At 69.7% G+C, this 14,294-nt stretch carries 10 protein-coding genes; 3 read left to right on the top strand and 7 right to left on the bottom strand.

What is annotated here, in order from left to right:
* The first annotated feature begins 85 nt into the window (after positions 1-85).
* The 3 genes from ACFVM3_RS06090 to ACFVM3_RS06080 are packed head-to-tail and all read left to right on the top strand — an operon-like array spanning position 86 to position 3,245.
* Positions 86-775: an ABC transporter ATP-binding protein gene (locus ACFVM3_RS06090; protein ID WP_378436039.1), complete on the top strand. Its 690-nt coding sequence runs from the start codon at positions 86-88 to the stop codon at positions 773-775.
* Positions 772-2,667 (top strand): YhgE/Pip family protein, encoded by a 1,896-nt coding sequence (locus ACFVM3_RS06085; RefSeq protein WP_378436037.1) that lies wholly within the window; start codon positions 772-774, stop codon positions 2,665-2,667. The genes ACFVM3_RS06090 and ACFVM3_RS06085 overlap by 4 nt, the downstream gene beginning before the upstream one ends.
* Entirely contained in the window at positions 2,664-3,245 is a 582-nt protein-coding gene (locus ACFVM3_RS06080; RefSeq protein WP_378436035.1) for a TetR/AcrR family transcriptional regulator, read from the top strand. The genes ACFVM3_RS06085 and ACFVM3_RS06080 overlap by 4 nt, the downstream gene beginning before the upstream one ends.
* Before the next feature lie 69 nt (positions 3,246-3,314).
* Here ACFVM3_RS06080 and ACFVM3_RS06075 read toward each other — a convergent pair whose 3' ends face one another.
* From ACFVM3_RS06075 to polA, 7 genes are all read right to left on the bottom strand, one after another.
* Positions 3,315-3,638: a CU044_2847 family protein gene (locus tag ACFVM3_RS06075; protein ID WP_378436033.1), complete on the bottom strand. Its 324-nt coding sequence runs from the start codon at positions 3,636-3,638 to the stop codon at positions 3,315-3,317.
* A 9-nt stretch (positions 3,639-3,647) separates the two neighbouring features.
* Complete coding sequence (locus ACFVM3_RS06070) at positions 3,648-4,937, bottom strand: ABC transporter substrate-binding protein (protein ID WP_378436032.1); 1,290 nt, start codon at positions 4,935-4,937, stop codon at positions 3,648-3,650.
* Positions 4,934-6,022, bottom strand: coding sequence for a hypothetical protein (locus ACFVM3_RS06065; protein WP_378436030.1), 1,089 nt, complete (start codon positions 6,020-6,022; stop codon positions 4,934-4,936). Before ACFVM3_RS06065 ends, ACFVM3_RS06070 begins: the two co-directional genes overlap by 4 nt.
* Complete coding sequence (locus tag ACFVM3_RS06060; RefSeq protein ID WP_378436028.1) at positions 6,019-7,431, bottom strand: VWA domain-containing protein; 1,413 nt, start codon at positions 7,429-7,431, stop codon at positions 6,019-6,021. The genes ACFVM3_RS06065 and ACFVM3_RS06060 overlap by 4 nt, the downstream gene beginning before the upstream one ends.
* Positions 7,432-7,441: 10 nt before the next feature.
* Positions 7,442-9,685, bottom strand: coding sequence for a tetratricopeptide repeat protein (locus ACFVM3_RS06055; protein WP_378436026.1), 2,244 nt, complete (start codon positions 9,683-9,685; stop codon positions 7,442-7,444).
* On the bottom strand, positions 9,682-11,286 hold the full coding sequence (locus tag ACFVM3_RS06050; protein WP_378436025.1) for a serine protease: 1,605 nt from the start codon (positions 11,284-11,286) through the stop codon (positions 9,682-9,684). Before ACFVM3_RS06050 ends, ACFVM3_RS06055 begins: the two co-directional genes overlap by 4 nt.
* A 240-nt stretch (positions 11,287-11,526) precedes the next feature.
* On the bottom strand, positions 11,527-14,268 hold the full coding sequence (polA, locus tag ACFVM3_RS06045; protein WP_378436023.1) for a DNA polymerase I: 2,742 nt from the start codon (positions 14,266-14,268) through the stop codon (positions 11,527-11,529).
* Between the last annotated feature and the right edge of the window lie 26 nt (positions 14,269-14,294).

Raw genomic sequence — 14,294 nt, 5'->3', positions numbered from 1 at the left:
CGGTTGTATACCTCCCAGGTCAGGGCTAACTTTTGAACTGACCAGTCAGTTTAAGTTCCGCGAGTCACCGACCTGGGAGTTCTTCGTGCGGGTTCAAGCCGACAGGGTGTCCGTGACCGGACCCCACGGCACGTTGCTGTCGCCTACCTCGCTCACCGTTTCGGGCGGTGAGCTGGCGATCGTGCACGGCGAGCCGGGGGTCGGCGTCACCGCCTTCGGGCTGGCGCTGGCGGGCAGGCTGAAGCCCGCCACCGGGACGGTGACCGTCGAGGGCGGCGACCCGCAGAAGGTCGTGGCGATCGTCGACTCCCCCGGCGTGAGCGAGCCGGACGGCGCGTTGTCGCTGCAGGTCGTCGTCGGGGAGGAACTCGAACTGGCGAAACGCCCGGCGAACAAGGCCGCCGTCGCGAGCTGGCTGGCCGAACACGACGCCGCCGCTTTCGCCACCACCCGCTTCGAAAATCTCGAACCGGTGCTGCGCACGCGGCTGCTCACCGCGCTGGCCGCGGACCGCAAGGGGGTCGGCGTCCTCGTGCTCGACACCCCGGACCGGCACACCAGCGACGTCGACAGCTGGGCGAAGCTCGCCCGCGAACACGCCGAGCGCGGCCTCGCCGTCATCGTGCTGACCGCCACCACCCCGGTTTCGGCCCTGCCGGAGAAACCCGCCCTCTGCGGCGCCCTCGATCAGCCCGACCCCGTGCGCTGCGCGCCCGTCGAGCCCGAGCCGGACGAAACCGCGGAGATCGAAAAGACTTCAGGAGACCAGGAATGAACCCCGTCCGGATCGCCGCCAACGAGCTGCGCCGGCTGAGCAGCGGCACCCTGCCCAAGCTCGCCATGGTCGCGCTCGTCCTGGTGCCGCTGCTCTACGCGTCCTTCTACCTCTACGCGAACTACGACCCGTACTCGCGCCTCGACAAGCTGCCCGCCGCCGTCTTCACCGCCGACACCGGCGCGAAGGACTCGGCCGGCGTGGAACGCAACGTCGGCCGCGAGGTCACCGACGAACTGGTCAAGTCCGGCACCTTCCAGTGGCACGAGGTGTCGCCGGAGGAGGCGGCGAAGGGCGTCCGCGACGACAAGTACTCGTTCGCCATCGGAATCCCGCGCGACTTCTCCACCGCGCTGCTGTCCTCGGGCAACTTCCAGCCCCAGCAGGCGACGATCACGCTGACCACCAACGACGCGAACAACTACCTGTCCGGGACCATCGCGAAACAGGTGGCCGAACAGGTCCGCAAGACGATCGCGGAGAAGGTCGGCAGCGAAGCGGCGGACAAGTTCCTGGTCGGCTTCTCCACGATCTACGGCAAGATCCAGGAGGCCTCGACGGGCGCTTCCCAGCTCGCCGACGGCGCGGGCAAGCTCAAGACGGGACAGCAGCAACTGGCGGACGGCGCCTCCCAGCTCGCCTCCGGCAGCTCCCAGCTGGCGACCGGGCTCGGCACCCTGAAATCCAGTACCGCCCAGCTCCCCGCGCAGACGCAGAAGCTCGCCGACGGCGCCGGTCAGGTCGCCGACGGGAACCAGAAGGTGGCCGACGCCGCCTCGCTCGCGGCGACGGCTTCCGGGGACATCCAGGCCAAACTCGACGGCTACCGCACCCAGCTCGCGCAGGACCTGCGCGACGCCGGCGTCCCCGAGACGAAGGTCCAGGAGATCCTGAGCCGTCTCGACACCCTCCGGTCGCCGGTCGACCAGGCGAACACGAAGATCCAGGGCGCGAACAGCCAGCTCGCCCAGCTCGCGTCCGGTGCGCGGCAGGTCTCCGACGGCGCGCACCAGCTGGCCTCGGCCACCCCGCAGCTGACCAGCGGCATCGCGCAGGCCGCCGACGCGTCGAACCAGATCCGTGACGGTGCCGCGAAGCTGAACGACGGCGAGAAGTCCGCGGTCACCGGCACGAACCAGCTCGCCGACGGCGCGGTGCAACTGCGCGACGGGCTCGCCGCCGGGCTCAAGGAGATCCCGAACCCGGACGACCCCACCCGCGCGGCGACCGCCAACACGATCGCCGACCCGGTGGCGGTCAACTCCTCCGGCGTCGCCTCGGCCGGGACCTACGGCGCCGGTCTCGCCCCGTTCTTCATCTCGCTCGCGACCTGGATCGGCGCGTTCGTGCTGTTCCTGTTGCTGCGCCCGCTCTCGACCCGCGCCCTGACCGCCGGCGCGTCGCCGTTCAAGGTCGCGCTCGGCGGCTGGCTGTCCTCGGCACTGCTCGGGATCGCTCAGGTGATCGTGCTGTTCGGCGCGGTGACCTGGCTGGTCGGCATCGACGTCGCGCATCCGCTCGGCGCGATCGGGTTCGCCGTGCTGGTGTCGCTGACCTTCACGTCCGTGGTGCACGCGCTCAACGCGTTCTTCGGCGCCGTCGGGAAGTTCCTCGGCCTGGTGTTGCTGGTACTGCAACTGGTCAGCGCGGGCGGCACGTTCCCGTGGCAGACCATCCCGGACGCGTTGTACCCGTTGCACATCGTGCTGCCGATGGGTTACGCGATCGACGGGTTCCGGCACCTGCTCTACAGTGGCGCCTCGATGGAGATCCTCGGTGACATCGGCGTCCTGGTCGCGTATCTCGTCGGCGGGATCCTGGTCTCGACGCTGGCGGCGCGGAAACGGCGCACGTGGACGGTTTCGGCGCTGAAACCCGAGCTGGCGTTGTGAGTCCCCGGGGTGAGGCGACGAAGCAGAAGCTGTTCGAGGCGACGCTTCGGCTGTCGGCCAGCCGCGGCCTCGTCGGGCTGACGGTCGACGACATCGCGGCCGAGGCGAAGGTCGCGAAGGGCACCGTCTACTACAACTTCGGCAGCAAGGACGGTCTCGTCGACGCGCTGCTGCGCTACGGCGTCGGCGTGCTCGCGGACCGCCTGCGCGCGGCCACCGGCGACGGCGACCCGATGGACGTCATCGAGTCGCAAGTGGACGGTGCGCTGGAGTTCATCGCCGAATACCCCGGTTTCTCGCAGATCCTGGTGAGCGAGATGTGGCGTACGCCGGGCACCTGGCACGAGACGCTGACGTTGCTGCGCGAGGAGATCATCTCGATCGTGCGCGAACAGCTCCACCGGCTGGACGCCGCCGGGCGGCTGCCCGACGGCGTCCAGATCCCGACGGCCGCGGCCGGGTTGTTCGGCACGATGCTGGTCGTCGCCCTCGACTGGCAGGTGTTCCAGCCGAAGCGGACGCGGGCCGACGTGCGGGAATCGGTGATGGTGCTGATCCGGGGCCTCGGCCGGAGCTGAAGGACGCTTTCCCCGCATCGCATGCGACGAAAGCGTCCTTCACCGCGTCTCATGCGGGGAAAGCGTCCTTCAGCTCTCCGTGTCCTTGGCCCACTTGAGCTTGACCTCGAAGTTCCCCTCCAGTCCCGTTTTCGCGATGACCGCGCCCGCCTGCGCGGTCAGCTTGACGCCGAACTTGAGCTCGACCTCGTCCGGTCCCCTGGTCATCGACCGGAAGGTGTCCAGAGCCGCCACCGCCGCGTCCTTGACGTTCGCGAGCGCCGCTTCGAAGGATCCCTTGGCGTCCTCGACCAGGTCGTCACGCCGGGAGACCCGGGAGGTGCCGGGGACCGGGTCGATCTCGACGACCACCGAACCGCCGCCTTCGAGGGGGAACCGCGCCAGGTCGTTCACCGATGCTCCTCACTGTCCACAATGGATTTTCAACCATTCGCCGGGCTGGATGCTCTCCCGGACGTCGTCGAGTTGTCTCAGCAGGATGTCCAGGCGGTCCCGGTTGCTCAGGTACTCCAGGACGGCGCGGTGGAACGCGCCGGTCATCGTCGCGGGCATCAGGTCCGACGCGTCGAAGCACAGCGCGGACGCCGTGGTGATCGTGTCCGCGACCCGGCGGCTCACCTCGTCCGGATAGACGTCGAGGCCGAGCTTCCGGTTGGCGGAGAAGGCGTTCGCGCGGGGAATCGACGGCCAGATCCGTTGCGCCTTCTCCGAAGCGAGGAATTCCATCAGCTTCCGCGCACCGGGCGTCTCCTGGAACATCCCGGCGAGGTCGGCGGCGACCTCGGAGACGTCCCGCCCCGGGAAGGTCAGGAAGTCGAAATCGGTACCGGGCTTGGGGAACGTCCCGTCCGGCCGCTGGAAGTTCTGGTACCGGCTCATGATGAACGACGCCTGGTGTTCGAGCGCGCATCCGGGCGGGTCGGTGAACATCGGCTTGCCCGCGTCACCGAAGTCGGTCAACAGGGCGGCCGCGGTACCGCCCCGGATCGCGCTGGGCTCGAGTACGGAACCCCAGTCCAGCCAGGCCTGTTTGACCTCGGGCGACCTCCATTCGAGGCCGCCGGACGCCCACTGCCGGTACTTGTCGGGGCCCGCCGAATGCAGCAGGATGTCCTCGATCCAGTCGGTTCCCGGCCAGCCCGAGGCAGGCGGGGCGCCCATCCCGACGCACCAGGGCGTGCCCCCGGCGGCCGCCAGCCCGGCCGAATACTCGCGGAGCCCGGCGAACGTCGTGGGACGGATCCCGGTCATCCGCGCGGGGTTGTACCAGATCAGGCTCTTGAGATCGGCCTTGACGGCGACCGCGTACAACCTCTCGGTGCCGATCTGCTGCAGCGTGACCCATTGCGGGCTGAAGGACCGGGTCACGGCGGCGGAGAGATCTTCGTCGAGCGGCAGCAGATCACCCGACTTCTGGTACTTCGCCAGCACCCCGGCGTTGGGCAGGACGGCCACGTCCGGCGGCGTGCCGCGCTGGACGTCCGAAGCGAGCACCTGGTCGACGGCCCGCGTTCCCTCGTAGAGGTAATCGATCCCGGTGTCGGCCTTGAAAGCCTCCAGCACCTGGCGGAACGCCCTCTCCTCCTCCCCTGTCCAGGACGCGAGGACGACGACCGGCCCGTCCGCCGCCGACGCCGAACAGCCGCCCGCGACCAGCGACAGCGCCATCACCACGGCCAGCAGGCGTTTCACGGGCGGTACCGGTATTCGTCGATCCTGGCGTGCAGGCCGAGCAGGACGAGCCCGCCCGCGAGCAGGGTGCCCGCCGGGATCAGGAATTCCCGCCCGCCCGATTCGGCCGCGGCGGAGGCATCGGCCGCCACCGCCTTCGCGCCCGCCGTGGCCACCCGCGTGTTGTCGGTCGCCGGCGTGGTGGCCTGCCGTACCCGCTCCCGGAACCCGTCGACGGTCACACCGCATCCCTGCTCCTCGTCGCAGTACCCGGCCAGCAGCTCCGCGAGCCGTCGCTGGCCTTCGTCGTCGGCCGCCTTGATCTGCGCGGCCCGCGCGGCGGCGACGCCGTCGAGCCGCCCCCCGACCGAGTCCAGCCGGTCACGGCTGACCAGGGTGAACACCACGGCGACCCCGATGGCGGCGATCAGCACGGTCGCCGCGAGCAGCGGGACGTTCGCCACGCGGCGGAACCGTTTCCTCAGGTACAGCTGGGTGAGGACCAGCAGCGCCAGGAGCGCGAGCACCGGCAGAAGCCACAGCGGGAGCATCGCGAGACTCATCCCGGTGGACGCCAGCTGCCGGTCCAGCGCCTCGCGTTGCCTGCCCTGCAACAGTTCCAGCTCCTCCAGGACACCGCCCGGAGCGTGCAACAGCCTTGAGGCATGCCAGAGATCGACCGCGCCCAGTACGGCGGCGTCCGGCTGACGGAAGTGCACGTCGGCCTGCCCGATGGAGCCCGAGTAGGCCGCGACCTGGCTTTCGATCACCTGGAGCGCGTTACCGCCTTCCTCACCCGCCTGGTTGAACTCCGCGACCCTCGCAAGGCTTTGGCTCGCCAGCGCCAGCTGGTTCGAGTACTCCTGTCCCGGCCCGGCGAGTCGCGCCTCGCCGGAGGCGAAACTCGCGATCGCCGCGGCGTCGGCGGCCACCAGCGCGGCCCGCGCGGCCGTCACTTCGAGTACCGCGTGCGCGGTGCGGTCGCGGACGGTCTCCGCCGTGTTCTGGACGTTCTGGAACGCCCACAGCGACACCACCAGTACCGCGAGGGTGAGCGCCAACAGGGCGGTGCGGAGGCGGACCAGCCGCACCCTGGTGGCCGTCACGAAACCGCCTCGCCGAACGGTCTTCCGCAGCCCACGCAGAAGTTCGCCCCGGCGGGCGAAAGCGCGGGGCAGGCGGGGCAGGTGAGTGGCGCTCCTTCGGGCATCGGCCGATCTTCCTGCGGAAGTGCGATTTCCGAAACCCTCGACGGGATGACGACGTGCAACGCGTGGCTGCGCGTCGCGTCCGGCCGCAGGCGCACGATCCCCTTCTCGGCGTCGACGATCTCCACGACCCCCGAGAGACGGCTGAGCGTCTCTTCGTCGCCCGAAGCGGTGGCCAAGGCGACCGCCCGGCCCCAAGCCTGCTCGGCCCCGGCCCGGTCTCCTGCCGCGTACGCGTCGCCGCCCGAGGTCAGCGCCTCACCGAGATCGGCCTGTGCGGCGTACTTCGAAACCATCGGGTGAATGAGCGTCGGCGGAATCGGGTCACGGGTCCACCTCCCCGCGATGGCCAGCGCGTCCTCCTCGACCGTGGCTCCCGGCACGGGGACGAGTTCCGTCCACGCCAGCTGACGATCCTGTCCGTGGCTGGGTTCGAGGTCCGGATCGAGATCCAGGATCAGCTGGTAATCCCGGGTCTCGTCGCTCGCGAACGAACCGAGCGACAGCTCCTGCTCGCGAAGCGCGACCTCCTGGCACCGGTCCGTGAGGTCGTACTCGTCGGGGAACACCTGCTTGATCGACCGCAGCCTGCTGAACGGCATGGTGCCGATGCGCAGGCGGACCTCGGGCAGCACCTTCGTCATCGCGCTCTCGACCAGCTGCCGGAAATCTTCGGCCAGCTTGTCGTCCTCGACGACCGAGTCGACGTTCCCGCGCAGCACCCGGCCGATCTGGGTGAGTTCCGCGGGCTCCCAGCCGTCGCCGATCCCCCTGGCGTCGCAGACGAACCGGCCTTCGCAGCTGTTCAGCACGCTCATCAGGTCGGCCCTGGTCTGCGAATCGTTGCGGCCGTCGGTGAGCAGGATCGCGTGGCGGACGGCGCCGGGCACGAGGTCGAAGAGGTCGCGTGCCTTGGCGAGCCAGGCTCCCATCGCGGTGCCACCGACGGCCGCGAGGTGCTCGACGGCGGCGCGCGCCTCCGCCCGGGTCTCCGCGGAGGCGGTCACCAGGCCGTCCTCGGCCGGGTAGATCATCTTGGCGCCTTCGGTGCCCTGGATGACGGCGAACCGTACACCGTCGGGCAGGACGTCGATGGCCGCCGCTGCCGCCTGCCTGGCCTCGCCGATCTTGGTGCTGGGGAAGCGCATCGAACTGGAGCAGTCGATCATCAGGACTTCGGCGGCCGTCCTGGACACGGCCGCCTCGCCGCCGCGGGAGACGACCCGGACGATCGCGGTCATCGTCCGGTCGCCCTCGGCAAGGAACTTGTTCTGGTGCACTTCGAGGCCCAGACTCGGTTCCCTCATTTCGCCCCTTTCACACCAAGGTCACCGGTCTCACGGAATTGGCGAGATCGATCAGCACGTCGTGCGCTTCCGCCGTCGGCGCGTGGTGGGCGAGCCGACGGTACGACTTGTCCAGCGCCGTGCGGGCACCCGTCTCGCCCGCGCGCAGGATCTCGCCTTCGGTGATCCCGTCCTGCCCGAGGAGCACGGCGGCCAGCCCGGTCTCGCGCACGGCGGTCACCAGCCTGTCGAGGAAATCGCCGTCGAGATCCAGAGCGGTCAGCCGGACCACGGCGTCGTCGAGTTCGGCCGACGCCGGGAGATCCCCCGTCCCCGGCATCGGCGCGGACAGCACCCGCACCCCGGCGATCCGCGCCGCCTCGTCGTAGCGCGAGAATTCCGGGACCTGGTCGAGGATTTCGACGGCGGCGGCGCGGTTGCCACGCATCAGCCGGACCCGCGCGAGCCCGAACGCCGCGCTGACCTGCGACCGGTCCCGCACCCACAGCGCGTCGTAGTACCGCTCGGCGGCGGCCGCGCCGTTGAGGTGCTCCTCGCAGAGCCCGAGCGCGAGTTTCGGCGGCTCCTCGCCGGGGATGTCGCGGTACACGGCGGTGAACTTCTCCTTCGCCGCCGCGAAATCGCCGGCGCCGAGCGCGAGCAGGCCGCGGTGCCACGCCACTCGCCAGTCATGGGCGGCGCGCTCGCCCAGCAACCGTTCGGCCTCAGCCACCGCCAGAGCGCCTTCGACGGTCGCCCCGAGCTCCAGATGTGCCCGGCAGCGGCGGAACTCGACCTCGACCGAACCCGGTACCTTGTCGAGCTTCTTCAGCAGCCGCGCGGCATCGGGCGCCCGGACGGCGCGCAGGAAGCTCGCCTGCGGGTCGTCCGGATCCTCGCGCGGCACGGGGAGCCCGACGGCGATCTCCGCGGCGCTCGGACGCGCGCCGAGCGAGACGGGTGTCCCCCGCGTCCAGTGCTCCAGCGGCGGAGCCTGGCCGAGCCCGGCGTCGAGCAGAACCGCCCCTTCGGCGAACAACGTCGAGCCGGCGGGCCGGGATTGCTTGTCCCGCAAGGAAAGGATTTCGCTCAGCACACCGTCGAGCTGGACCAGCATCTCGCGCGCGGTCGCGAACCGTTGCTCGAACGGGGCGGTCGCCCGGTCGAGGACACGGAGGAACGATTCGATGCCGAACCGGACGCCGCGCGCGTCGGTGGTGACCGACCAGCCGTCGCTGGCCTGGAAGAGCTCCCGCAGCGTCACGCCGACGGTGTGGATGTCAGACCGGACGGTGAGCCCGTGTTCCGCCCGTTCCCGCGGCGACACCTGATAGTGCTCGGTACCGACGATCGGGCTTTCGTCGTCGGTGATCTTGCGGATGGCGCCGAAATCGATGAGCTTGATCCGTTTCTCGCCGTGGATCACGTTGTCCGGCTTCATGTCGCAGTACAGCAGGCCCTCGCCGTGCAGGTAGTCGAGCGCGGTCAGGATCTCGCGCCCGTACGCCACGACGTGCTCGACGAGCAGCCGTCCTTCACTGGAGTCCAGCCCGGCCCGGCCGCGATTCTTGACCTCCCGCAGGGAAAGCCCGTCGACGAACTCCATGACGATGTAGCGGAGGTCCTCGTGTTCGACCACGTCGAGGATCCGGACGACGTTCGGATGGTCCAGCGCGGTGAGCACCTGGCTTTCGGTCTCCGCGATCCGGACGGCGGCGGTGTTGTTCGTGTTGATCAGGCCCTTGAGTGCGACGTACCGGTCGCCGAGCCCGGAATCCGTCGCCAGGTAGACGAACCCGAGCCCACCGCGCGCGACGCAGCCGAGCACGTGGTAGCGGCCGTCGACCACGTCGCCGGCCGCGAGCTTGGGCGCGAAGGAGAACGGCGTCCGGCAGACCGGGCAGAACCCTTCGGTGGGCGCGGGCCCGCCGCCGACCGAACGGCCGACCGGGGTGGCCGTGCACCCGTGCTTGCCGCAGAACCGTTCCTCTTCCGGGACATGCGGTTCGGTGAGCAGGCGGCCCGCGACATCCGGGAGTTCGACGACCGGCAGCGGGACCCGGTCGTCCGCGCTCGCGTGTCCCGCGATCTGCTGGGAACGAGTGACCACCGTGCTGGTGATCCTGGTCGGCGCCTCGCCGGGGCCGGGGATCACCAGTGTCGGTTTCTCCCGCGGCGCGGGCTCTTCCGGTGTCCCCGGCGGCAATCCGCAGATCTTGCAGAACCCGGTCTTGCCGAGCACACCCGGGCAGCCGTCGTGTCCGCAGGCCGTCATCCGTCGATCCGTTTCCGTACGGTGTCCGCGTACCGCTCGACGGCCGCCGCCGCGGCAACGAGGTCACACGGTCCTTCGAAGAGCATCCGCCAGGCGGGTGCGTAGGCGGCGTCCAGTTCGACGTCTTCGACGAGGCCGCTGTTACGGGCCATCTCCCCGTACGCGTCGAGCCGGGCGCGTAGTTCCGCGCGCCGCGCGAGGTTCTCGTCGAGGAGTCGGCGGAGGTCGCGGGCGCGCTCGACGGTCTTGGCCACGGCTCGCTCGCAGACCGGAAGCTGCCTTTTCACCCATTCGGTTTCGCCGTCCTTCTCCGCCGAACGCAGTTGCGTCAACGCGCCTCTCAGCCGTCGCGCCTTGGGATGAACGTGCGGAGCGTCGGAAAAGCGGGGCGCGTCGCCCAGATTCTCCCTCTCCAGGCTGTCGAGTTCACCCAACCGGGTTTCCAGCAAGGCGAGGCGGCCCTCGGTGTCGTCCTCGCCGGCGGACAGGACGTCCGTGCTCGACCGGACCACGCTCACTCCCGGCGAGGTCTCCTCGCGGAAGGCCAGCGCGAGCCGAAGCCCGAGCTCGTGCGCGCGCTGGGCCAGCGGCACGAGCACCTCGCCGACGAGCACGTCGGGCTCGGCCGCTTCGTCGATCCCGGAGACGACGACGGTACGCGCGGACCCGTGACGGCCCGCGGGCGAATCCGCGGCGACGTCGAGCCGGTCGACGATCCGGCGGCGGACCTCGTCGGCGGTCTTGCCGACGGCGTCGACTGCGAGCACGACACTGCCCAGCGGCGGCACGGTCGGCCCGGACACGCTCCGGCCCGCCCCGCGCTCGCGGTCGGCGAGGACGACGGCCCGCCGAAGCGAAGTGGCGACGGCGGAATCGTGCTCCCCCATGATGATCACCCGGACGTCCGCCCGGCCGTGCCCGCCGAGCCACCTGGCGAATTCGCGGGCGAACAGCGGATCGATCGCGGGCGGTTCCGGGTACCGCACGAAGCCCGGGTCGATCGCGGGGGTGCCCTCGGCCCAGCGGCGCAGGGCGGGCAGATACCCGAGCATGGTCTCGACCGGGATCATCCACGAGACCCGGCCTGCCTCGGTCGCGTACCGGGTCGCGACCATGCCGACGACGTGACCGGTCTTCTCGGCGATCACCGCGGAACCGCTGAAGCCGTGGGTGATCGGCTCGGCGTCCGGAGTGCGGTGCAGCTGGACGCGTTCGAGGCCGTGGCCGCCGTCGCCGACGACGGTCGCCAACGACCACATGCCGTCCGAGTTGGGCGGGAAGCCGTACGCGCGGACCCGTTGGCCGTCTTCGAGGGCCGTCCGGTGGAGCGGGGCGCCGGAGATCTGCTCCTCGGGGTCACGCAACCGGAGCAACGCGATGTCCCCGCCGTCGTCACCGATGGGCGCCGCCAGATCGAGGAGCGTGGCTATTCCGGGCTCCGCACCGGGGAGCGCCACGAAATCCACGGCGACGTCGTCATGGCCTTCGATCACATGAGCGCAGGTGAGGAGGTGTTCGCCGTCGAGCATGGTCCCGGCGCCCAGGATCCGCCCACGGTGATCGCGCAGCCGCACCCGCCAGCGTCCGCGCTCGGAAGTCACGCGAAAGACCCTACCGATCGTGAGTGGTAATGACGGCTCTAACCGTCATTACCACTCACGAGGCCTAATTGTTTGGGGTGAACCCGCGGCCGCCATCGACCTCGGCAGGGCGCTACCTGGTCACCCACGTCCCGGTGGCAGGCAAAGGCGCCCTGCCACCGCGATAGCGGGGCCTTCGGCCGGGCGGGTTCGCGCGTTCGGTCCCGTTTCACGGTCCGTCTTCAGCTCCGCCGACAGGCTCTAATGTGCGGCGTCGTTCCAAGACCGTCCGTACCCCACGGACACCTCCAGTGGGACCGCCAGTTCGTAGGCGGAGCCCATTCCCTGGCGCACCAACGCTTCCAGCTGCTCGCGCTCGCCATCAGCGACCTCGAGGACGAGTTCGTCATGGACCTGGAGCAGCACGCGGCTCTTCAGCTTCGCCTCGGTCAGCGCCTTGTGCACGTTGAGCATGGCGACCTTGATGATGTCCGCCGCGCTGCCTTGGATGGGGGCGTTGAGCGCCATTCGCTCGGCCATTTCGCGGCGCTGCCGGTTGTCGCTGTTGAGGTCCGGCAGATACCGGCGGCGGCCGAAGATCGTCTCGGTGTAACCGACCTTCGCCGCGTCGCCCACGACCGAATGGAGGTAATCGCGCACGCCGCCGAAACGGGAGAAGTACGCCTCCATCTGTTCCTTGGCTTCTTCGGTCGAGATCCGCAGTTGCTGCGAAAGCCCGTACGCCGAAAGCCCGTACGCCAGGCCGTACGACATCGCCTTCACCCGGAAGCGCAGTTCCGGCGTGATCTCCTCCGGCGGCAGCGAGAACGCGCGCGACGCCACGAAAGTGTGCAGATCCTCGCCGCTGTTGAAGGCCTGGATCAGCCCTTCGTCCTGCGAGAGGTGCGCCATGATCCGCATTTCGATCTGGCTGTAGTCCGCCGTCATCAGCTCGGCGTAGCCGTCGCCGACGACGAACGCGTCGCGGATGCGGCGGCCTTCCTCGGTGCGGATCGGGATGTTCTGGAGGTTCGGGTCGACCGACGAGAGCCGTCCGGTGGCGGCGATCGTCTGCAGCAGCGTGGTGTGGATGCGGCCGTCGTCGGCGACCGACTTGATCAGGCCCTCGACCGTGGTGCGCAACCTCGTCGCGTCCCGGTGCTCCAGCAGATGCTGCAGGAACGGGTGCTCGGTCTTCTCGAACAGGCTCTGCAGCGCCTCGGCGTCGGTGGTGTAGCCGGTCTTCGTGCGTTTGGTCTTCGGCATGCCGAGCTCGTCGAACAGGATGACCTGCAGCTGCTTCGGCGAACCGAGGTTGACCTGCTTGCCGATGACCGCGTACGCCTCCTCCGCGGCCTGGGTGACCCGGCCGAGGTAGTGCGCTTCCAGGTTGGTCAGGTGCTCGATGTCGACCGCGATACCCGCCGCTTCGAGACCGGTGATCACCTGCAGCAGCGGCAGTTCGAGCTCGGCGAGCAGCTGCGCGCCGCCCAGTTCTTCGAGCTCCTTGGTCAGCGCTCCCGCGAGCTCGGCGACCGCGCGGGCCTTGACCAGCTCGGCCTGGATCTCCTTCTGCTCCATGTCCTCGGCGCCACCGTCGAGCAGCGAAAGCTGCCCGTCCCCGGTGTCGGCCTCGGACCGCAGCTCACGGTGCAGGTACCGCAGGGCGAGGTCGTCGAGTTCGAAGGTGCGCTGGCCGGGGCGGACCAGGTACGCCGCGAGCGCGGTGTCCATGACGAGCCCGGCGAACGTCCAGCCGCGCGCCCGGACCGCGTGCAGCGGGACCTTGAGCTCGTGGCCGATCTTCTTGATCTTCTCGTCGGCGAGCCAGGCCGTGAGCGCCTTGTCGTCCTCGGCGTCCATCGCGGTGACGTCGACGTACGCGCCCTCGCCGTCCGCGGCCGCGAACGTGATGGCCTTCAGATCGGAGCGGACCGAGGCACCGGTGGTGCGGAACGCCAGGCCGACCGGCTGGTCCTGGCCGGTGTGCGCGGAGAGCCATTCCGTGAGCGCGCCGGGCGCGAGCTTCGAACCGCTGACCTCGAAACCCTCTTCGGCCTCGGGCTCGGCACTTTGCAGGGTGGCGAAGAGCCGGTCCCGCAGGACGCGGAACTCGAGCTCGTCGAACAGCGCGTGGACGGCCTCGCGGTCCCACGGGCGCAGTTCGAGCATGCTCGGGCCGAGCTCCAGCTCGACGTCGCGGATCAGCTCGGTGAGCTGGCGGTTCAGCATGACCGCGCCGAGGTGCTCGCGCAGCGCGTCGCCGACCTTGCCCTTGACCTCGTCGACCCGGTCGATCAGCTCGTTGAAGGAGCCGAACTGCCTGATCCACTTCGCGGCCGTCTTCTCGCCGACGCCGGGGATGCTGGGCAGGTTGTCCGAGGGGTCGCCACGCAGCGCGGCGAAGTCCGGATACTGCGCCGGGGTGAGGCCGTACTTCTCCTCGACCGCCTCCGGGGTGAACCGGGTCATCTCCGACACGCCGCGCTTCGGGTACAGCACGGTGACCTGGTCGGTCACCAGCTGGAGCGCGTCACGGTCGCCCGTACAGATGAGGACGTCGAAGCCTTCGGCGGTCGCCTGTGTCGTGAGCGTGGCGATGATGTCGTCGGCTTCGTAGTTCTCCTTGGTCAGCGCCGGGATGCCGAGGACCTTCAGCACGTCCTCGACCAGCCCGACCTGGCCCTTGAACTCGTCCGGGGTGGTGCTGCGGTTGGCCTTGTACTCCGCGTACGTCTCCGACCGGAACGTCTTGCGGGAGAGGTCGAACGCCACCGCGAGATGGGTCGGCGCCTCGTCGCGCAGCAGGTTGATGAGCATCGAGGTGAACCCGAATACCGCGTTCGTCGTCTGCCCGGTCTTCGTCTTGAAGTTCTCCGCGGGCAGCGCGAAGAACGCGCGATACGCCATCGAATGGCCGTCGATCAGCAGCAGTTTGGGCCGCTCGGCCTGTGCGGTGGCAGGTGTGGCGTTGGCAACGGTCGTGTTCTCACTCGGGCTCACGGGAGCGAGTCTAGGGTGAGGGTCTG

The organism is Amycolatopsis sp. NPDC057786 (assembly GCF_042797905.1).
In the GTDB taxonomy this organism is placed as follows: domain Bacteria; phylum Actinomycetota; class Actinomycetes; order Mycobacteriales; family Pseudonocardiaceae; genus Amycolatopsis.
The sequence above is the reverse complement of the archived record's forward strand: the minus strand, read 5'-3'. Positions and strand labels throughout refer to the sequence as shown.